The sequence below is a fragment of the Kribbella sp. DT2 genome (genome assembly GCF_049844575.1).
GTDB lineage: Bacteria > Actinomycetota > Actinomycetes > Propionibacteriales > Kribbellaceae > Kribbella.
This window is the reverse complement of sequence record NZ_JBNCLH010000001.1, coordinates 97197-115780: the sequence shown is the minus strand read 5'-3', so window position 1 is coordinate 115780 and position 18584 is coordinate 97197. Positions and strand designations below refer to the sequence as shown.

16 protein-coding genes, 1 other RNA gene and 2 pseudogenes are annotated in these 18584 nt (G+C 69.8%); 13 read left to right on the top strand and 6 right to left on the bottom strand.

Annotation, left to right across the window (positions count from 1 at the left end; all coding sequences use genetic code 11):
* Positions 1-256 precede the first annotated feature (256 nt).
* On the bottom strand, positions 257-1072 hold the full coding sequence (locus tag ACLQ2O_RS00535; RefSeq protein WP_425825947.1) for a TIGR03620 family F420-dependent LLM class oxidoreductase: 816 nt from the start codon (positions 1070-1072) through the stop codon (positions 257-259).
* Positions 1073-1174: 102 nt separating this feature from the next.
* An RNA gene (ffs, locus tag ACLQ2O_RS00530) (signal recognition particle sRNA small type) lies at positions 1175-1271 on the bottom strand.
* 130 nt (positions 1272-1401) lie between these two features.
* On the opposite strand from ffs, the gene nadE reads away from it, so the two are divergent.
* A complete protein-coding gene (gene nadE, locus ACLQ2O_RS00525) occupies positions 1402-2217 on the top strand; it encodes an ammonia-dependent NAD(+) synthetase (RefSeq protein WP_425825945.1) in 816 nt (271 codons plus the stop codon).
* 34 nt (positions 2218-2251) lie between these two features.
* Here nadE and ACLQ2O_RS00520 read toward each other — a convergent pair whose 3' ends face one another.
* Positions 2252-3121: an alpha/beta fold hydrolase gene (locus tag ACLQ2O_RS00520; RefSeq protein ID WP_425825943.1), complete on the bottom strand. Its 870-nt coding sequence runs from the start codon at positions 3119-3121 to the stop codon at positions 2252-2254.
* A gap of 94 nt (positions 3122-3215) precedes the next feature.
* Between ACLQ2O_RS00520 and ACLQ2O_RS00515 the strand changes: the two genes are divergently transcribed.
* Complete coding sequence (locus tag ACLQ2O_RS00515) at positions 3216-4388, top strand: acyl-CoA dehydrogenase family protein (protein ID WP_425825941.1); 1173 nt, start codon at positions 3216-3218, stop codon at positions 4386-4388.
* A gap of 3 nt (positions 4389-4391) precedes the next feature.
* On the opposite strand, the gene ACLQ2O_RS00510 is transcribed toward ACLQ2O_RS00515, so the two are convergent.
* A complete protein-coding gene (locus ACLQ2O_RS00510; RefSeq protein ID WP_425825939.1) occupies positions 4392-4790 on the bottom strand; it encodes a hypothetical protein in 399 nt (132 codons plus the stop codon).
* Between the two features lie 2 nt (positions 4791-4792).
* Entirely contained in the window at positions 4793-5269 is a 477-nt protein-coding gene (locus tag ACLQ2O_RS00505) for a MarR family winged helix-turn-helix transcriptional regulator (protein WP_425825937.1), read from the bottom strand.
* A 133-nt stretch (positions 5270-5402) separates the two neighbouring features.
* Between ACLQ2O_RS00505 and ACLQ2O_RS00500 the strand changes: the two genes are divergently transcribed.
* From ACLQ2O_RS00500 to ACLQ2O_RS00465, 8 genes and pseudogenes are all read left to right on the top strand, one after another.
* Positions 5403-7028, top strand: a complete 1626-nt coding sequence (locus tag ACLQ2O_RS00500; RefSeq protein ID WP_425825935.1) for a long-chain fatty acid--CoA ligase — start codon at positions 5403-5405, stop codon at positions 7026-7028.
* 108 nt (positions 7029-7136) lie between these two features.
* Positions 7137-8015 (top strand): glucose-1-phosphate thymidylyltransferase RfbA, encoded by an 879-nt coding sequence (gene rfbA, locus ACLQ2O_RS00495; protein WP_425825933.1) that lies wholly within the window; start codon positions 7137-7139, stop codon positions 8013-8015.
* Between the two features lie 184 nt (positions 8016-8199).
* A complete protein-coding gene (locus ACLQ2O_RS00490; protein ID WP_425829041.1) occupies positions 8200-8598 on the top strand; it encodes a nuclear transport factor 2 family protein in 399 nt (132 codons plus the stop codon).
* Between the two features lie 211 nt (positions 8599-8809).
* Complete coding sequence (locus ACLQ2O_RS00485) at positions 8810-8998, top strand: hypothetical protein (RefSeq protein WP_425825931.1); 189 nt, start codon at positions 8810-8812, stop codon at positions 8996-8998.
* Between the two features lie 105 nt (positions 8999-9103).
* Positions 9104-10528: pseudogene (locus ACLQ2O_RS00480) on the top strand (DNA polymerase III subunit gamma and tau); the annotation flags it as partial.
* A gap of 2501 nt (positions 10529-13029) precedes the next feature.
* Positions 13030-13353: pseudogene (locus tag ACLQ2O_RS00475) on the top strand (YbaB/EbfC family nucleoid-associated protein); the annotation flags it as partial.
* Positions 13354-13540: 187 nt separating this feature from the next.
* Positions 13541-14140, top strand: coding sequence for a recombination mediator RecR (gene recR, locus ACLQ2O_RS00470; protein ID WP_425825929.1), 600 nt, complete (start codon positions 13541-13543; stop codon positions 14138-14140).
* Positions 14133-14777: a DUF5063 domain-containing protein gene (locus ACLQ2O_RS00465; protein WP_425825927.1), complete on the top strand. Its 645-nt coding sequence runs from the start codon at positions 14133-14135 to the stop codon at positions 14775-14777. The genes recR and ACLQ2O_RS00465 overlap by 8 nt, the downstream gene beginning before the upstream one ends.
* On the opposite strand, the gene ACLQ2O_RS00460 is transcribed toward ACLQ2O_RS00465, so the two are convergent.
* Positions 14677-15696: a hypothetical protein gene (locus ACLQ2O_RS00460; RefSeq protein ID WP_425825925.1), complete on the bottom strand. Its 1020-nt coding sequence runs from the start codon at positions 15694-15696 to the stop codon at positions 14677-14679. The genes ACLQ2O_RS00465 and ACLQ2O_RS00460 overlap by 101 nt on opposite strands.
* 165 nt (positions 15697-15861) lie before the next feature.
* On the opposite strand from ACLQ2O_RS00460, the gene ACLQ2O_RS00455 reads away from it, so the two are divergent.
* From ACLQ2O_RS00455 to ACLQ2O_RS00445, 3 genes are read left to right on the top strand one after another with little or no spacing between them, the layout of a single operon-like run.
* A complete protein-coding gene (locus ACLQ2O_RS00455) occupies positions 15862-17298 on the top strand; it encodes a protein kinase domain-containing protein (RefSeq protein ID WP_425825923.1) in 1437 nt (478 codons plus the stop codon).
* Between the two features lie 18 nt (positions 17299-17316).
* Positions 17317-17967 (top strand): hypothetical protein, encoded by a 651-nt coding sequence (locus ACLQ2O_RS00450; RefSeq protein WP_425825921.1) that lies wholly within the window; start codon positions 17317-17319, stop codon positions 17965-17967.
* 35 nt (positions 17968-18002) lie between these two features.
* A complete protein-coding gene (locus ACLQ2O_RS00445) occupies positions 18003-18578 on the top strand; it encodes a TetR/AcrR family transcriptional regulator (protein WP_425825919.1) in 576 nt (191 codons plus the stop codon).
* The last annotated feature ends 6 nt before the right edge of the window (positions 18579-18584 follow it).

Sequence of the window (18584 nt, the reverse complement as noted above, 5' to 3'; positions counted from 1 at the left end):
CGTACGTGCGGCGACGCCGAGCAGGGCACGGTCGGGGTCGAGAAGCTGACGGGCGGTGCGTGGACCGGGACGGTGCGGGAGTCAGACATCGCCGTCGCGAGAGCGGGATGGCGCTGGAGTCAGACGGCACCCGTGTGGGAGCGGGATGTGCATGCGTGTGAGAGGGGACGTGCGCTACCAGGGCGAGTCGGTGCGGGGGCCTGCCTGGGGCGGAGTCGGTCGTCGTCTCGAGCAGGCCGTTCCGCTCTTCGTGTTGTTAGAGCAGGGCGGGGGCCAGGGCTCGCCATTGGTTGATGGGCTGGGGGCCTGTGACGCCGGTGATGACGTTGATGGCTACGTGGTCGGCGCCGGCCGCTAGGTGTTTGTGGAGGCTTTCGGCGATCTGGGTGGGGGTGCCCCAGGCGGCCAGGGCGTCGACCATGTGGTCTGGGAGGTTGGTCAAGTCGTCGTCGGTGAAGCCCATGCGGCGGAGGTTGGCGGCGTAGCCGGGGATGCCTGTGAAGAAGCTGAGGGTGTCGCGGGCGATGCCGCGGGCGCGGTCTGCGTCGGGCTCGACGACTACCAGGTGGCTGACGGCCAGGAGTTTGTCGGCGCCCAGCGCGGCACGTGCCTGGGCTGAGTACTCCGAGGTGACCAGGAACGGGTACGCGCCGGCGGTTCGTTCGCCTGCCAGCTTCAGCATTCGCGGGCCGAGGGCGGCGAGGAGTTGGTGCTCCGCGGGTACGCCGTCGAGTTGGTCGAGGTACTTCGTGATCGTGGCAACGGGGTGAGGTCCGTGTGCGCCGCCCAGGCCGACGGTGAACCGGCCCGGCGTCGCCGCCTCGATCGCCGAGTACGTCGCCGTGACGTCCTCGGCTGGATAGGTGTCGACCGACAGGATCCCGCTGATGAACCTGATCGTGCTGGTTGCCTCGACCAGATCCTTGATCGTCTGGAGGCCTGGCAACGGGCCGCCTGACAGCCAGATTGCTGGATAGCCCAGCTCCTCCGCAGCCCGAACCGCTGCCAGCGATTCCGGCGAGCTGGTCAGCCCGGTGGTGATCCCGAACGGCCCGAACGACAGTTTGTTCACGAGACCCACCTTAGGCGGCCCGCCAACTGCTCCGCAGGGCCTGCGAACCGCGGAAACTCAGCGGTTTCGGCGGCAGGGAGGACGCACCTGGCCGGGGCCGGACATAAGGATTCCCCGCGCACCCGGAAGAGCTCACTTACCCTTGCTGCCTTCCGGCCCTGGGGGAGTTGGGCGAGATACCGCCACGCGGGGAACCAGCCAAGAGTGTACGGGATCGCCGCCGCGGATCGGGAATCGGCTCCGGTCAGCGCTCGCCGCGGGGGCGGAGGCAGGACGCTGGGAGTCGGCTTGGATACTGGAAGCCGGGAAACGAACGGTGAGGGAGATCGATGAGCGAGGATCGTCGCGACCTGCAGGAACTGATCATCGCCGAGCTCGGGGTGTCGCCGTCGTTCGATGCGGACCTGGAGATCGAGCGGCGGATCGGGTTTCTGGTCGACCGCCTGCGGCTGGCGCGCTCCTCGGCGTACGTGCTGGGGATCAGCGGCGGAGTCGACTCCAGTACGGCGGGGCGGTTGTGCCAGCTCGCCGTCGAGCGGGTCCGGGCCGACGGAGGTGACGCGAGCTTCGTCGCGATGCGGCTCCCGTACGGCGTGCAGCACGACGAGGACGACGCGCAGCGGGCGCTCGAGTTCATCAAGCCGGACGAGACGCTCACCGTCGACATCAAGCCGGCCACCGACGCGATGGTCGGGTCGGTCGAGCACGCGGGACTCGGCGACCGCGCCGACTTCCACACCGGCAACGTCAAGGCGCGCCAGCGGATGATCGCCCAGTACGCCGTCGCCGGCGCGCGCGGCGGTCTCGTGGTCGGAACCGACCACGCCGCGGAGGCCGTGATGGGCTTCTTCACCAAGTACGGCGACGGGGCGTGTGACCTGACGCCCCTCTCCGGCCTGACCAAGCGTCGCGTCCGTGCCGTGGGAGAACGACTCGGCGCCGCTCCCGAGATCACCGGCAAGGTCCCGACCGCCGATCTCGAGTCCGACCGCCCCGGCGTACCGGACGAGACCGTGCTCGGGGTCACCTACGACCAGATCGACAACTTCCTCGAAGGGCACGAGATCGAGCCCGAGGCCGCCGAGATCATCATCGGCTACCACCGCCGCACGATTCACAAGCGCGCCGTCCCGGTCGCCGTCTGACCCACAGCGCTCAGGCCCGGAGCGGTTGGGCAGCTCAGCGGAGCACGAAGTCGGTGACGGCATCGGCGTACTCCGCGGGCTGCTCGGCGTGGACGAAGTGGCCCGCGCCCTCGAAGAGACGGTAGGTGCCGTCGGTGGCATCAGTGCGGAAATGGCGGATCTCCTCGAGGCTCGTGACCGGGTCGTGCTCGCCCTTGATGAGCAGCGCCGGCTGGGACAGACGGGACAGCAGCGGGATCAACGACTCGTTGAAACTGGTGCTCTGGGCAATGGTCTGGGCGAAGTAGCCGGCGCGGTCCTGGATCTCCTGCGGGAGGTCGCCGGCCGGAAGGACCAGGTCGCGGGAGGCCGGGCCGAGGTAGATCTCCATCCGGCGCTCGCCGAGCTGCTGCAGCAGGGTGGTTCGATCGGTCCACATCTCGGTGGTCGCAGGACCCGTCCAGGACAGCAACCTGTTGGCCTCGTCCAGCAGGCCGAGCTCGGTGAGCAGTGGTTTGGCGGTCTCGACCAGCGTGCGGGTCGCCAGGACCATGTCCCACGGTGGATTCTCGAAGATCACGCGACTGACCGACGACGGATGGTTCGCGGCATACCGCAGCGCCAGGCGGCCGCCGTACGAGTGACCGAGGATCGCCCACTGCTCTATGCCGAGTCGTTCGCGCAATGCCTCGAAGTCGGCGATCACGATGTCCTCGGTGACCGGCCCGTCGATCGGGTCGGACTGTTGGACGCCCCGTTGGTCGACACCGATCACGTGGAGCCGCTCGGCCAGTCGATCGCCCTGGAAGGCGAGGAAGTCGTACGACCCCGCCCCAGGCCCGCCGTGGAGGTAGAGCAAGGGCGGAGTGTCAGCGGCGCCGCGCTGGTCGACGTACAGGCGTGTGTCGCGAATCTCAGTCAACATGTGATCGAGAGTAGATCGGCCTAAGGTGGCAAAGAATGCACTCAGTAGGAACTCTTCAGGCATTCTTCCGGACGCAGAATCCAGGAGGCGTTGCATGGTCGACTTCTCGCTCACCGAGGAACAGCAGGCGATCCGGGCCACCACCCGGGAGTTCGTCCGACGGGAGCTGATGCCGCTGGAGAACGACGTCCTGCGGCGCGAGCGGGAAGGTCTGCCGGGCGTCGAGCCCGACGTCGTGAAAGCCCTGCGGGAGAAGGCGAAGAGCTTCGGGTTCTGGGGGCTGAGCACGCCCGAGGAGTACGGCGGGATGGACCTGTCGTCGGTCGACCAGGCACTCATCACGAGTGAGCTCGGGCGGACCTTCGTGCCGTTCTCGTTCGGTGGCGAGGCCGACAACATTCTTTACGAGTGCAACGAGGAGCAGCGCAAGGAGTACCTGCTGCCGACCATCTCCGGCGAGCGCAGGTCGTGCTTCGCGATCACCGAACCGGGCGCGGGGTCGGACACCCGCGCGATCCGGACGACGGCGCGGCGCGACGGCGACGATTGGGTGATTCGCGGTGAGAAGACGTTCATCACCGGGGGCAACGAGGCCGACTTCGCGATCGTGATCGCGGTGACGGACGCCGAGAAGGGCTCGAAAGGCGGGTTCACCGCGTTCCTGGTCGATCGGGAGCGTGGCTGGACGTCCGACCCGATCGTGACGATGGGGCAGGCGGTGCCCGCGACGCTCAACTTCGACGACGTACGGGTGCCGGCCGACCATGTGCTGGGCGAGATCGGCCAGGGGTACGAGCTGGCGATGCGCTGGATCATGAAGGGGCGGTTCCTGATCCCGTCACGGGGAATCGGTGCCTGCGAGCGGTTGATCGAGCTGGCTGTCGAGCACGCGAACAGCCGGGAGACGTTCGGTCGCGCGATCGGCGACAACCAGGCGATCCAGTGGATGATCGCCGACTCCGAGGTCGAGCTGGAGGCGGCTCGCTGGCTCGTCCTGTACGCCGCGTGGGTGGTCGATCAGGGGCGGCACCCGCAGCACGACAGCGCGATCGCGAAGCTGTACGGGACTAACACAGTCAACCGGGTCGCGGATCGCGTGCTGCAGATCCACGGCGGGATGGGCTACACGAAGGAGCTGCCGATCGAGCGGTGGTTCCGCGAGGTCCGCCTGTGGCGCATCTTCGAGGGCACCGACGAGATGCAGCGGCTGATCATCTCCCGGGATCTGCTCCGCGGTTATCGCAAGCCGGGAGCGCACTTCCACTAAGACTCACGCGGCGCGGGCGAGCTGGGTGAGGCGGTTGGTCAGGCGGCCGAGGCGGACCGCGGCGATTCCTCGGTACGCCGGACGCAGGACCGTGGCGAGGGGGCCGGACTGGCTGAAGGCGTGGGTGACCTCTCCGTCCGGGCCGATCATCCAGCTAGCGGTCTCGTGGAACCCGGGGACCTCCCAGACGAACTCGACGCGGTCCGCCTCGATCACCGTGTACTTCAGTACGCCGGTGAAACGTGGGCGGACCTTCAGCTTGTACGGCGTACCAACTGTTGGTGTGGCCGGACCGTCGACGGAGACGAAGGCCTCGTTCCACTCCGGCAGGGCGTGCGCGTCGAGCAGGGCGCGGCGGATCGCCTCGCGGGAGGCGGGGATGGTCGAGCTCGCGTACTCCATGGCTATTTCTCCTTCACGGTGTCGCGCCGGCGGGCCAGTGCCGCTCCGGCCGGGAAGGCCTCGGCGACGGCTCGCAGCGTGCTGATGGTTTCGTCGACGGGATGCCCGGCGACCAGGTCGGCGATCCGCCGGTGCAGCCGGTCCTCGGCCGTCACGATGCGCCGGCAGAGCTGACGCCCGCGTGACGTGAGGCTGAGCGCCAGGTAGCGGCGGTCGACTTTGTCGGTTTCACGTCGTACGAGGCCTTGGGCGACCAGGCGGTCGACCAGGCGGCTCGGGCTCGTGCCGGTCTCGCAGACAAGCAGCTCGCCGAGTGCGTTGAGCGTCAGCGGGCCGTGGTCGCGCAGGACGCGCAGCACCTCGGCCTGTGACGGGGTGACGCCGAGCGGGCGGAGATCGGCGGCGAGCAGGCGATTTCCCTCGCGCTGGATCGCGAGCACCAGGTACCGCAGCTCCTCGGACGGCTTCACGAGGAACATATTACACGACACGTATGTCGTAGCATCTATTGCTGTCGGCACCATGGATCCCTGGACGAGTGCGTGGAAAGTGCGCAGAGAGTGCGCGGTGAGGTCATGGTCAAGGCGCCACCGGAACTGGCACAGTGGGGCCATGAAGGGTCTGATGCAGGACTACCAGCTGTCCCTGGACACCATCTTCCGCCGGGCGGAGCAGTTCTTCCCGGACAAGACCGTGCACACGGGCGGCCCAGCGCCCGTGACCATGACGTACGGCGAATGGGCCGCGCGGACCAGACGCCTGGGCGGCGTGCTCGACAACTTGGGCATCAGCGCCGACGGCCGGGTCGGCACGTTCGCCTGGAACTCGGGGCGTCACCTCGAGCTGTACTTCGGCGCGCCCTGCACCGGGCGGGTCCTGCACACGCTCAACATCAGGCTCTTCCCGGACCAGGTGGTGTACATCGCCAACCACGCCGAGGACGAGATCGTCTTCGTGGACCGCTCGCTGCTGGGGCTGTTCCTCCCGCTGCTCGACCGGCTGCCGCTGCTCCGCCACGTGGTCGTGATGGACGACCTTCCGGCCGGGGCGCCGGGGGCCGAGCTGCCGGACGACGACCGGTTCCACGACTACGAGGAGCTGCTGGCGGCCGCTGAGCCGGTCGAGTTCCACGTCGAGGACGAGAACCAGGCGGCCGCGATGTGCTACACGAGCGGTACGACGGGCAACCCCAAGGGCGTCGTCTACTCGCACCGCTCGACCTGGCTGCACTCGATCGGTGTCTTGACCAACGCCGGGATCGGGCTGCACGAGTCCGACACGGTGATGCCGGTGGTCCCGATGTTCCACGCGAACGCCTGGGGACTGGCACACGCGGCGCCGATGGCAGGGGCGAGCCTGGTGTTCCCGGGGCCGGACATGTCGCCGCAGGGCATCCTGAAACTCCTGCAAGAACAAGAGGTCACGCTGTCGGCCGGCGTACCGACGATCTGGCAGGGGCTGCTGCCGTTGCTCGACGGTGTCGAACTGCCGAAGCTCCGGCGGATCCCGTGCGGCGGCTCGGCGGTGCCGCTCGCGCTGTCGGAGGCGTTCCGGGAGAAGCTCGGCAAGCCGATCCTGCAGGCGTGGGGCATGACGGAGACGAGCCCGGTCGCGACGGCCTCGCACGTTCCCGTTCGCGGCCAGGGATTGCCGGAGGACGAGCAGGCCAAGCTGCGGGCGCGGCAAGGGCTGCCGTTGCCGGGTGTCGAGGTTCGGATCGTGGAGCCGGGGTCGACCGATCCGCTGCCGTGGAACGACGAGGCGACCGGCGAGCTGCAGGTGCGCGGGCCGTGGATCGCGGCGGAGTACTACCGGCCGGACGCGGGGGTGGAGCTGAACACCGAGGACGGCTGGATGAAGACCGGGGACGTCGCGGCGATCGACCAGTTCGGGTCGGTGCGGCTCGTGGACCGGACGAAGGACCTGGTGAAGTCCGGTGGCGAGTGGATCAGCTCGGTAGAGCTGGAGAACCTGCTGATGGCTCACCCGGCGGTCAAGGAAGCGGCGGTGATCGGGGTACCGCACCCGAAGTGGGACGAGCGGCCGCTGGCGTGCGTGGTTCTGCAGGAAGGCGAGTCGGCGACGGGCGAGGAGATCCTGGCGTACCTCGAGCCGCTGGTGGCGAAGTGGTGGCTGCCGGACGCGGTCGAGTTCATCGACGAGGTGCCGAAGACGTCGGTCGGCAAGTTCTCCAAGAAGGACCTGCGGACCCGGTTCTCGGAGTACCACCTGGAGTGAGTTCCGGGGGTGTGGCAGGAGTTCGGCGTGGGCCGGGTGTGGTCCGTGGTGGGAGTGGACCAGTGGTCGATGTGGCATGGACCGCGAACGTCGGTAAGGTGCGGTCGCATGCGAGGGATCATCCTGGCCGGCGGTTCCGGCACCCGACTGCACCCGCTCACGATGGCCGCGAGCAAGCAACTGCTCCCGGTCTACGACAAGCCGATGATCTACTACCCGCTGTCGACGCTGATGCTGGCCAACATCCGTGAGGTGCTGGTCATCACCACGCCGGACGACGCGGCGCAGTTCAAGCGGCTGCTCGGCGACGGTTCGCAGTTCGGGATGGAGATCACGTACGCCGTCCAGCCGAGCCCGGACGGGCTCGCGCAGGCGTTCCTGATCGGCGAGCAGTTCATCCAGAACGAGCCGGTCGCGCTCGCGCTGGGCGACAACATCTTCTACGGGCCCGGGCTCGGCGTGCACCTGCAGACGTTCAACGAGGTCGACGGCGGGGTGGTGTTCGCCTACCGGGTCGCGGATCCGACGGCGTACGGGGTGGTCGAGTTCGACGCCGAGGGCAAGGCGCTCAGCATCGAGGAGAAGCCGAAGGAGCCGAAGAGCAACTACGCCGTTCCGGGGCTGTACTTCTACTCCGCCGACGTGGTCGACATCGCCAAGGACATCAAGCCGTCCGCGCGCGGTGAGCTGGAGATCTCGTCGGTGAACGAGGTCTACCTGGAGGCCAAGCGGCTGCAGGTCGAGGTGCTGCCGCGGGGCACCGCTTGGCTGGACACGGGAACGTTCGACTCGTTGATGGCGGCCGGGGAGTTCGTGCGCGCGGTCGAGATGCGGCAGGGGCAGAAGATCGGGTGCCCGGAGGAGATCGCGTGGCGGCGTGGTTTCATCGACGACGACGGTCTGAAGGCACGAGCTGACACGCTGGCGAAGTCGGGGTACGGGACGTACCTGCACGGGCTGCTCGAGGAAGACGGACCGCTGGGCTGAGTTGTGCGGGCCGGTTGGGCTGAGTTGATCGGAGCGGTTGGGCCGCCGGCCTGAGTTGCTCGGCCGGCTGGCCCGCCGGCCTGGTGTGTGTGGGGCCGCTGGGAGCGTTTGTGGGTCGCCAACCTGGTGGCGTGATCCCGCCAGACGTGTTGGCGACCTGAAATTACGGTCGGCGGTATGACATCTGCTGGAGCGTTTCTACCGGGCTGAGGCTGAGTACGTTGCGGCCGGTGGGCGTGGGCGGGCCGACTTCGGGCCGGTTGCGGCGTTGCTGGATGACGAGGTGTGCCTCTGGTCGCAGCCGGGTCTGCCGTACAGCGGGGTTTGGCGTGGGCGCGAGGGGATCGAGAACTTCCTGGGGGAGTTCAGCGCTACCTGGGCCAGGCTCGACTTCTTGTCGACGCGGCAGGTTGCTGACGGGGACCAGGTTGCTGTTCAGCTGGAGGTTCGGTTCACGGCTCGGTCGACCGGGCGGTCGTTGGAGACCTCGCTCGTGCAGGTGAACCGGGTCCGCGACGGCCTGGTGACGGAGTTCCGGCCGTACTACTGGGACCCGGCCGCTGTCACCGCGCTGGCGGGGTGAGTGCGCGGCGCGGGTTGCTGTGCTGCCGGGGCGGTCGGCTGGGGTCGGCAGCAGGGCGGGTGTGGATTTGACTGGGGCAGAACGCGACCGACGGTCAGCGCCGAAGCGGACTGACGGTCAGCCGAAGCCGCGGAGCAACGGTCAGCCGAAAGCCGCGGTGCGACGGCCAGTCGAAAGCCGCGGAGCGACGGCCAGCCGAGGCCGTGGAGCGATGACCAGCCGAGGCCGTGGACCGACCGTCAGCACCGAGGCCGCGATCTCCGGAACTGCCGATCGTGCACGGTGCGCGGTGCGCGGTGGCGGGTTGGGCGGCCTGGGTGATCAGCGGGAGCGCGTCGAGAGCATCACGACGGTGCATGCCGCGCTGGACGCCCGGGAGGGCGTCGGTGGAGCTGCCTGATGGGTGGGAGGGATTGGTGCGGGTTGCGCGGCGGGTGGGAGGGGCTGTGCGTCGTACGGGATGGCTTGGGGAGTGGAATCGCTGGGGTGATGGGCTGGGGAGGAAATGTCGGCGCTCGGCGCTAGGGTTGCGGTCGTGGAAGCACCTCTTGCGTTGTACCGCCGGTATCGCCCGGAGACGTTTTCCGAGGTGATCGGGCAGGACCATGTCACGGCACCGTTGCGGAACGCGCTGAGCAACAACAGGGTGAACCACGCCTACCTGTTCTCCGGTCCGCGTGGGTGTGGCAAGACCACGAGCGCGCGGATCCTGGCGCGGGCGATCAACTGTGAGAAGGGCCCGATCGCGGAGCCGTGCGGGGTGTGCAAGTCGTGCACCGACCTGGCGCGGGGTGGGCCGGGCAGCATCGACGTGATCGAGATCGACGCCGCGTCGCACGGTGGTGTCGACGACGCGCGCGACCTGCGGGAGCGGGCGTTCTTCGCGCCGGTCGAGAGCCGCTACAAGATCTACATCATCGACGAGGCGCACATGGTGACCACGCAGGGCTTCAACGCCCTGCTGAAGCTGGTCGAGGAGCCGCCGCCGCATCTCAAGTTCATCTTCGCCACGACCGAGCCGGACAAGGTGATCGGGACGATCCGGTCCCGCACCCACCACTACCCGTTCCGCCTGGTGCCGCCGAAGGCGCTGGGGGACTACATGGCGACGCTGTGCGAGGCCGAGGACGTGGCGATCGCGCCGGCGGCGCTGCCGTTGGTGGTGCGCGCTGGTGCTGGTTCGGTGCGTGATTCGCTGAGCGTGCTCGACCAGCTGATCGGTGGGGCCGGGCCGGAGGGCGTGACGTACGAGCTGGCGGTCGCGCTGCTCGGGTTCACACCGGACTCGCTGCTGGACGCGTGTGTTGACGGGTTTGCGGCGCACGACAGCCGGGCTGTGTTCGAGACGGTCGAGAAGGTGATCGAGACCGGGCAGGATCCGAAGCGGTTCGCGGAGGACCTGCTGCGGCGGTTGCGCGACCTGGTGATCCTGTCGGCGGTGCCGAACGCGGTCGCTTCCGGGCTGATCGAGGCGGCGGAGGATCAGGGCGAGCGGCTGCAGACGCAGGCGGCGGGGATCGGGGCCGCTGAGCTGACTCGGGCCGCGGACATCGTCGCGGCCGGGTTGCTGGAGATGCGCGGGGCGACGGCGCCTCGGCTGCAGCTGGAGCTGATCTGCGCGAAGGTGCTGCTGCCGGGGGCTGACGACTCGACCAACGGGATTCAGGCCCGGCTGGATCGGATGGAGCGTCGGCTCACGATCGGAGTGCCTGCTGGTACGGCGGAGGTTGCGCCTGCTGGGCGAGCGCCAGCCGTTGGTGGTGCGGCGGATGGTCGGGGTTCGGGGCCGGCTGACAGTGGAGTCGCTGGTGGGGCTGGTCGGGGTTCTGGTCCGGTCGGCGGTGCTGCCGGTGGGAGTGGGGTGCCGGCGGGAGCTGGCGGGGATGGTGGTTCGGGTGGAGCTGGTACGCCGGGTACCGGGGGCGTGGCTGGGGGCTCGGCTGGCGGCGCGGTTGCGGGTTCGGCTGCGGGCAGCTCGGGGCGGGGTGATGGTTCGGCGGCTGGCGACGCTGGTGATGGCTCTGCGGGCGTAGCTGGTGGGTCGGCGGTTGGCGAAGCAACCGGTGGTGGAGTTGGTGGTGCGGGGTCCGGTACGGCGGGTGGGGCGTCCCCGGCGGGTGGATCTGGTGCGGGTGGTGGATCGGGCACGGTTGGTGGATCTGGCTCGGCCGGTAGTGGTGCTGCTGGTGGAGCTGGAGCGTCGGGCCAGGGTGGCGGAGCTGGAGGGGGCCAGAGCGGCGGAGCTGGAGGAGGCCAGGCCCGTGGAGCTGGAGCGCAGGCGCAGGCGCAGGCGCAGGCGCCTGGTGCGGGGGCGTCGGGCCAGGCTGGTGGTGCGGGAGCCCGTGCTTCGGGTGGTGGGAATCGGACTGGGGCTTGGGCTGATGAGTCCGGGTCGGCTGCTGGGGTGACTGGTGGGCAGTCGCCGGCGGCTGCGCAGGTTGCGCCGGCCGCGGCTGCGCCGGTTTCTACCGGTGCCGTGGGGCTGGCGGATGTTCGGCGGTTGTGGCCTGAGGTGCTGGAGGCGGTGAAGAGCAAGCGGCGGTTCGCTTGGATCATGCTCAGCCAGAACGCTCAGGTGATCGCCGTCGACGATCAGACGTTGACGTTGGGGTTGGTGAACGCGGGGGCTCGGGAGAGCTTCGCGCGGTCCGGCAGCGACGAGATCTTGCGGCAGGCGATGATCGACACGATCGGGCTGAACCGGCGGGTCGAAGCTGTGGTGGATCCGTCGACCGACCCGGGCGCTGGGTCGGGCGCGGCACCTCCGCCTGCGCCGCCGTCCGCGCCGCCGAGTTCCTCGTGGGACCAGGCTCCGCCGGCGGGGAGCCAGCCGGGGGCGGCTGGTCCGGGTGGTGGCGGTGGGTCGTACGGCGATGGTGGAAGTGGTGGTGCTGCGAATGGCGCGCCGGGAGGTGGCGCGGGGGCTGACGGTGGGTCGCAGTCCGGCCAGCCGGGCGGGTCTGCGTCGGGTGGGGCCGGAGACGGTGGGAACGCTGGCGCTGGCGGTGCCCCGGCGGCGAGTGGGGGCGGCGGGAACGCTGGCGTTGGCGGTGCCCCGGCGGCGAGTGGGGGCGGCAGGAACGCTGGCGTTGGCGGTGCCCCGGCGGCGAGTGGGGCCGGCGGGAACGCTGGCGTTGGCGGTGCCTTGGTGGCGAGCGGGGCTGTAGGCGGCGGGAGCGCTGGCGCTGGTGGTGCATCCGGGGCGAGTGCGGCTGGGGTCGGCGGGAACGTGGGCCCTGGTGGCGCCTTGGGTGCGGGCGGCGGTACGGGGCCGGGTGGCTCGGGAGCGTGGACGGACGCGGGTGCCGGTGGGGCGGGGGCTACCGGTGCTGGCGCGGACGATGCGGGTGGTGGTGTCGCGGGCAACTCGGGCGATGGAGCTGCTGGGCCGGGAGCAGGAGCGGCTGGGCAGGGCGCGGGTAGCGGTGGCGGGGCGGGCTGGGGGGATGGAGCGGTTGGCGGTCCTGGGGGTGCGGGCGGTTCGGGGGGTGCCGCGGCCTCTGGGGGCGCTGTTGCGGTGCAGGCGGGCGGAGCGGTCGCCGTACAGGATTCGCCTGGTGAGGTGAGGGGGCCGCTGCAGGCAGATCAGCAGGCGGGCGGGCCTCCGGCTCCGTCGGCGGCGCCTGAGGTGGATCGGCAGGAGCAGGCCGCGAGCAAGCGGCGGGCGGCTGAGGCTGCGGTGGCGGCTGAGCAGGCGCGGAAGGCTGCGGCGGCGCCGGAGGTTCAGGAAGCGCCGTTGACGCCTGAGGAAGAGGCGATGGCGATCGGGGACGACGACATGGTGCTCGAAGAGGACTCTCGGTCGCACACCGATCTGCTGCGGGAGACGCTGGGGGCGTCGATCATCAACGAAGAGCCCAACTGAGGTTCGGCACGCGCGGTCGCTGAAGTACTGGCCGCTGGGAGAAGCAGCCTGTCCGAGGACAGGCTGCTTTGTCGTGCTCGCTGACTGCTGGGCCGGGCAGGAGAACGGGACGTTGAGGTGAAGCGCGGGTTCGGGGCCGCGCGGGAGCGGGGCGGCGGCGGTGAAGCGCGGGCCTGGGGCCGGACAGGACAGCGGGCAGCGGCGGCGAGGCGCTGGGACGGGGTCGGGCGAGGACCGGGAGCTGGCCGCGGGGGTGGGGGACAGGGCGCGGGGCCTGGGCGGCGGGCCGGGGAAGGGCGTGGGATCGGGACGGAGCCGGACGGCGGGCCGCGCAGGCTGGGGGCGGGTGTTCACAGGTTTTCCACAGGGTTGGGGATGGGGTGTGGGTAACACCAGGCGCCTAGCAGCGCGCTGTGGTGTGCACATGTTTTGCACATGTTGTGGATAAGTGGGGTCCACAGGGTGTGGACACATATCGGTTTCCGCTCGGTCGCTGGGCTGGGCTGGGGTTGTCGGGGCGACCGGCTAGGCTCAGGGGCAAGCGAAAGAGTCCGACGGGAGATCGCGTGTTCGACGGTGGCGGTGGGCAGGGTGGGGGCTTCGACATGTCCGAGCTGCTCGCACAGGCACAGGCGATGCAGAACCAGCTGATGGAGGCTCAGGCCAACCTGGAGAACCAGGAGGTCGAGGGCACCGCGGGTGGTGGGCTGGTGACCGCGATGGTGTCGGGGACCGGCGAGCTGTTGAGCCTGACGATCAACCCGCAGGCGGTGGACCCGGACGACACCGAGACGCTGGCCGATCTGATCGTGGCCGCCGTACGGGACGCTTCGGAGAACGCCAAGGAGGTCGCGGCCCGCGCGATGGGGCCGTTAGCCGGTGGCCTGGGTGGAGGTCTGCCCGGGTTCGGTGGCGGACCGGAGACGGTGCCGGCCGACGACCAGCTTCCGGGCAGTGGCGACCAGCTCCCGGGCAGTGGCAACCAGGTGCCAGGCGGCAAGCAGCTGCCGGGCAACGACCAGGGCCCGACCATCGGGTTCACACGGCCGGGCCAGCCCGGTCAGAACCCGGGCTGACGTGTACGAAGGGGCCGTCCAGGACCTCATCGACGAGCTCGGCCGGCTCCCCGGCGTCGGTCCGAAGTCCGCGCAGCGGATCGCGTTCCACCTGCTCGCCGCCGACGAGACCGACGTCCGCCGGCTGGCCCACGTGCTGATCCAGGTCAAGGAGAAGGTCAAGTTCTGCGAGATCTGCGGCAACGTCTCCGAGGAGACGCAGTGCCGGATCTGCCGTGACCCGCGCCGCGACCTCGCGCTGATCTGCGTGGTCGAGGAGGCCAAGGACGTGGTCGCGGTCGAGCGGACCCGTGAGTTCCGCGGCCGCTACCACGTGCTCGGCGGCGCGATCTCGCCGATCGAGGGGATCGGGCCGGACGAGCTGCGGATCCGCGAACTGATGCAACGGCTGGCCAGCGGCGAGGTGACCGAGATCATTCTCGCCACCGACCCGAACCTGGAAGGTGAGGCGACCGCGACGTACCTGAGCCGGTTGCTCAGGCCCATGGGGTTGCGTGTGACTCGTTTGGCCAGTGGACTACCTGTAGGCGGTGATCTCGAGTACGCCGACGAGGTCACACTCGGACGGGCGTTTGAAGGGCGACGATCGATCGATGACTGAATCAACCGATATTGCGGAACGCGCGTTGGACACCGACAACGAGGACCTGACCGAGTTCGCGGAACAGATCGCCGACCAGGTGCAAAGCTTCCTGATCTCGGTGCGCGACATCGCGGCGCAGCCCGACGAGGAGGGGATCGACGAAGGGCTCGCCTCGCTGCCGTACCTGCTGCTCGAGGTCAGTCAGCTGCTGCTGGCCGGCGGGCGGCTCGGCGCGTTCGAGGACTTCGTGCCGGCCGAGCGCTTCGAGAGCGACGCGGGCCCGGACCCGGACCTCGACGCCATGCGTGACCGGCTGGCGGTGCTGTTCGAAGGGCTCGACGAGTACGCCGAGGTCTTCGACCCGTACGCCGCGCCGCCGGAGATCACCGTGAACCGGCTCTCCGACGACCTGACCGCGATCGCGACCGACCTGGTGCACGGCCTCGCGCACTACCAGTCCGGCCGGATCATCGAGGCGCTGTGGTGGTGGCAGTTCTCCTACGTCTCCACCTGGGGCGCCGCGGCGAGCGCCGTGCTGCGGGCCATCCAGTCGCTCATCGCGCACGACCGGCTGGAGCCGGCGCACGATCCGGAGACCGAGGCGTCCGACCGTGAACTGGTCGAGGTCGCCGAGGAGGTCGTCCAGCGCCGCTGAGCACGAGGCGCACGGACAGTACGGCGACCAGGCCGATGATCGCGGTCACGAGGACCAGGACCGCGATCGTCAGGACGTCTGGCGCGCCAGTCGCGGCGAGCCAGTGGATCCCGTACGTGCCGCTGGCCGCCGTGGTGAAGGTCAGCGCCCAGAAGCCCAGGCCGAACGGCAGCCGCGCGTACGTCGGGACCAGCGCGAGCTGCGCCAGGATCAGGAGCACGAAGGCGCCGAGCAGTGCGTGCTGGAACAGGTCAGGCTTCGCGCCGTCCAGTGCGAACCAGGCGTTCCCGCCAACCGCAGGCGGCGCCGCGAAGATGGCCAGCGTGGGGACGAGTGCCGCAGGGAGCGCCGGCCGGAAGGCGAGGCGACCCAGTAGCAGGGCGCCGAGCAGCAGCCACATCAGGATGCCGACGCCGAACGACCCGTAGCCGAGCTCAGGCAGTCCGACCGTCGCCAGGCTCTGCGCACCGATCAGGCCAGCCGCCACGGTCGGCAGCAGGTAGCCCGCGTGAAGCTGGTCGATGTCATGCTGCCGGACCAGCAGCCTGGTGAAGAACAGCGTCGCCACCGCCAGGCCGAGCACGAACATCACCAGTACGACGACCCGCCCGGCCGTCGGCGCGTAGTGGCTCAGCGCCGCGCCGTACAGCATGCCGGTGGTCGTCACAAGTGGGGCGAACGGGCCGAGGACCGGGTGCTCGAGGTCGGTGAGCACCTGCCGCGGCGTACGGGCTCCGCGGGAGTAGCGGACCAGACTGATCAGCCAGACCACGAAGGCGATCAGCCAGAGCGCGTTGGCGGCGGCTCGGTCGACCCCGAGTGCGTCGCTCGCGGCGGTCCAGGTGCCGGCGAGGCCGGTCAGCCCGAAAGCGATGCCGAAGTAGTTCAGCGGGAACGCCTTCACTGCCGGTGCGGTCATCACGATCATCCCTCTCCCACAAGCCAAAATGACCAGTCGTCTCAACGGAGCGCGCGGCGTCCGCCGGATATTCCCGATGGAGCGCGGCGGCCAGCCTCCGCGTCGGATGGTTGCGGCCTCGGTGCTGGGATAGCGTGAGGCGCCGGTGAGGCCGAGGAGGCGCGAGTGCAGCACGAGGATCCGGCGGTGGTCGGTCCGTTCGTGGTCCAGTCGCGGCTGGGCAGTGGCGCGATGGGGACGGTGCACCTGGCGCGGTCACCGGGTGGGCGGCTGGTCGCGCTGAAGGTGGTCCGGCCGGAGCTTGCCGACGATCCGGCGTTCCGGGCGCGGTTCGAGCGGGAGGTCGAGGCGGTCCGGAAGGTGGGTGGGGCCTTCACTGCGGCGGTGATCGACGCTGATCCGGGTGCCGAGCGGCCGTGGCTGGCGACGGAGTTCCTGCCGGGGCCGACGTTGCAGCAGGCGGTGGACGGGCAGGGGCCGCTGCGGCCGGACGGTCTGCGGTACGTCGCCGCGGGGCTGGCCGAGGCGTTGGTCGCGATCCATCGCGCGGGTGTCGTGCACCGCGATCTCAAGCCGTCGAACATCCTGCTCACCGACAACGGCCCGCGGGTGATCGACTTCGGCATCGCGCGGGCGCTCGAGGACGTGAACCTGACCGCCACCGGGATCGTGGTCGGTACGCCGGGCTACCTGTCGCCCGAGCAGATCACCGGCGGGGCGATCGGGCCGGCGTCGGACCTGTTCTCGCTGGGCGGGGTGCTGGTGTTCGCGGCGAGTGGGCAAGGGCCGTTCGGGCGTGGGCCGTTGAGTGTGCTGATGCATCGGGTCGTGCACGAGGAGCCGCTGATCCCGTCGCTGCCTGATGATGTCGCCGGGGTGGTCCGGGGGTGTCTGCAGCGCAAGCCTGAGCAGCGGCCGTTGCCGGACGACGTACTGAAGGCGTTGAGCCCGGTGCATCCGGTTCCGTTGCCTACAGCAAGCACCATGCAGCTGCCGGCGATGCCGACGCGAGTGGACGAAATGCCGAGGAGCAACGCCTTCGCGGATCCGCCGGCGCCGGCGCGCCTGCCGATCGAGGGAGAAAAGCGACCGGCGCCCGTAGGCCCCACCTTCACCACCAGCCGGACCTACGCGGTCCTGATGTCCCTTTGGCAGTTGACCTTCACCCTCGCGACCAGCTGGTTCTCCTCCTACTCCGCCGAGCTCGGCTTGGGCGGACAGGCCCTGGTCTGCTGGCTGCTCAGTCTCGTCGGCCTTTGGTTCCTCGCCTTTCGCATCCCGTTCCTGTTCGGCCGCAAGATCCGTCTCGTCGTGAACGCCGACGGCCTGACGGCGACGCGCGCCGGCCGGACCGGCTTCGTCCCCTGGGCCGGCGTTTCGCGGATCCGCCTCGTGGGTCACTCCCGGCGCGTCTGGCTCGTGGTCTGGCTCGACCCGGCCCGCGCCGCCGACCTCCCGGCCTCGCGGCGCCGGTTCCATGGCGGCCATCGCGTCTTCCCGGTCGCGCACGGCGCCACCAGTCGCCGCCGGCTCCGCCAGGTCGGCGAGCTCCGCTCCGCGCTCACCTGGTACGCCGGCCGCCTGTTCGACGAGAACTACTGAACCCGGTTGAATGACCCGGTGCCTGTTCACGAACTGATCGCCCGGCTGCCCGACCTCCAGACCGTACGGCGGACCAGCCGCGCGCTCGCCGTCCTGGACCTGATCGTCTGCGAGGACCCGGCGTACCGGTACTACTCGTTCGACGCGCGCTGGTCGGCGACCGAGGAGGCCGCGCTGATGGTCGACGGGTCGGGTGACGAGTACTCGATCGTGTTCTCGCCCGACGGCGCCTTCGCGCGCGGGTTCGCGCACGAGTCGCCGATGTCGCCGTACGGCAACCACGGGGAGCTGTGGCCGGGACTGCTCGACGGCGTACCGCCCGCGCTGCACGCGGCGCGGGACGAGAAGGCCTTCCGCGACGACGAGGACGGCGTGCTGAACGCGACGGTGTGCTTCTGGCGTACGGACGGCGACTGGGTCTGCGGCCCGGTCGAGCCGGAGGGCGACGACGGCGCCGAAAATCTCTTCGGGCTGCTCGCGGAAGGCCCGGAGGCCTATCTCACCTTCGCCGAGGAGTACTACGAGGTCGCGCTCGACCTCGACGCGATCCGGCACGTGTACGCGCTGATGCCGCTGTCGGAGTACGTCGTGACGATCCTCAACCGGAACCGCCAACTGTCCGACCTCAAGGAGGACCTCGCCGAGATCGGGTACCCGCGCGAATTCTGAACTGATCGATCCAAAACCGTGCTAACCTCGTCCTCATGGCCCGACCCAGGACGTTCGACGAGGAGGCCGCGACCGATGCGGCGATGCGTGCCTTCTGGGCGCACGGGTACGAGGGCACCTCGACTCAGGACCTCTGCGCGGCGACCGGGCTCGGGCGGTCGAGCATCTACAACACCTTCGCCGGCAAGCACGAGCTGTTCGAGCGCTCACTGGCGCGGTACACCGACCGCAAGACCGGGTCGACGCTGGAGCTGCTGGCCGGCGAGCTGCCGACGCTGGCGAAGATCCGCACGCTGCTGGACGCTGCCGTCGACCCGCCCGCCGACGAGCCGCCCGGCTGCCTGGTGGTCAACTCCCTGATCGAGCTCGCGCCCCACGACGCCGTGGTCGCCGAGCACCTGCGGGCGGACGAAGAGGTCCGCCTGGTCGCGCTGACGACGGCGATCGAGGCCGGCCAGCGCGACGGGGAGATCGCCGCGGACAAGGACGCCCGCGGCCTGGCGCAGTTCGTCGTCGCGACGATCTGCGGGATCCGCGTGCTGGCGCGCGGTGGTGCCGACCGGACCGCGCTGACCGCGGTCGCGGCGACCGCGCTGACCGCCCTTGTCTGATCGTTC

Excerpts from the sequence above, each read along its gene's own strand:
- nadE (WP_425825945.1), top strand. The coding sequence starts at position 1,402 with ATGAGCGAGGATCGTCGCGACCTGCAGGAACTGATCATCGCCGAGCTC.
- rfbA (WP_425825933.1), top strand. The coding sequence starts at position 7,137 with ATGCGAGGGATCATCCTGGCCGGCGGTTCCGGCACCCGACTGCACCCG.
- ACLQ2O_RS00500 (WP_425825935.1), top strand. The coding sequence starts at position 5,403 with ATGAAGGGTCTGATGCAGGACTACCAGCTGTCCCTGGACACCATCTTC.
- ACLQ2O_RS00465 (WP_425825927.1), top strand. The coding sequence starts at position 14,133 with ATGACTGAATCAACCGATATTGCGGAACGCGCGTTGGACACCGACAAC.
- ACLQ2O_RS00515 (WP_425825941.1), top strand. The coding sequence starts at position 3,216 with ATGGTCGACTTCTCGCTCACCGAGGAACAGCAGGCGATCCGGGCCACC.
- ACLQ2O_RS00505 (WP_425825937.1), bottom strand. The coding sequence starts at position 5,269 with ATGTTCCTCGTGAAGCCGTCCGAGGAGCTGCGGTACCTGGTGCTCGCG.
- ACLQ2O_RS00460 (WP_425825925.1), bottom strand. The coding sequence starts at position 15,696 with ATGACCGCACCGGCAGTGAAGGCGTTCCCGCTGAACTACTTCGGCATC.
- ACLQ2O_RS00510 (WP_425825939.1), bottom strand. The coding sequence starts at position 4,790 with ATGGAGTACGCGAGCTCGACCATCCCCGCCTCCCGCGAGGCGATCCGC.
- ACLQ2O_RS00485 (WP_425825931.1), top strand. The coding sequence starts at position 8,810 with ATGACCAGCCGAGGCCGTGGACCGACCGTCAGCACCGAGGCCGCGATC.
- ACLQ2O_RS00445 (WP_425825919.1), top strand. The coding sequence starts at position 18,003 with ATGGCCCGACCCAGGACGTTCGACGAGGAGGCCGCGACCGATGCGGCG.
- ACLQ2O_RS00520 (WP_425825943.1), bottom strand. The coding sequence starts at position 3,121 with ATGTTGACTGAGATTCGCGACACACGCCTGTACGTCGACCAGCGCGGC.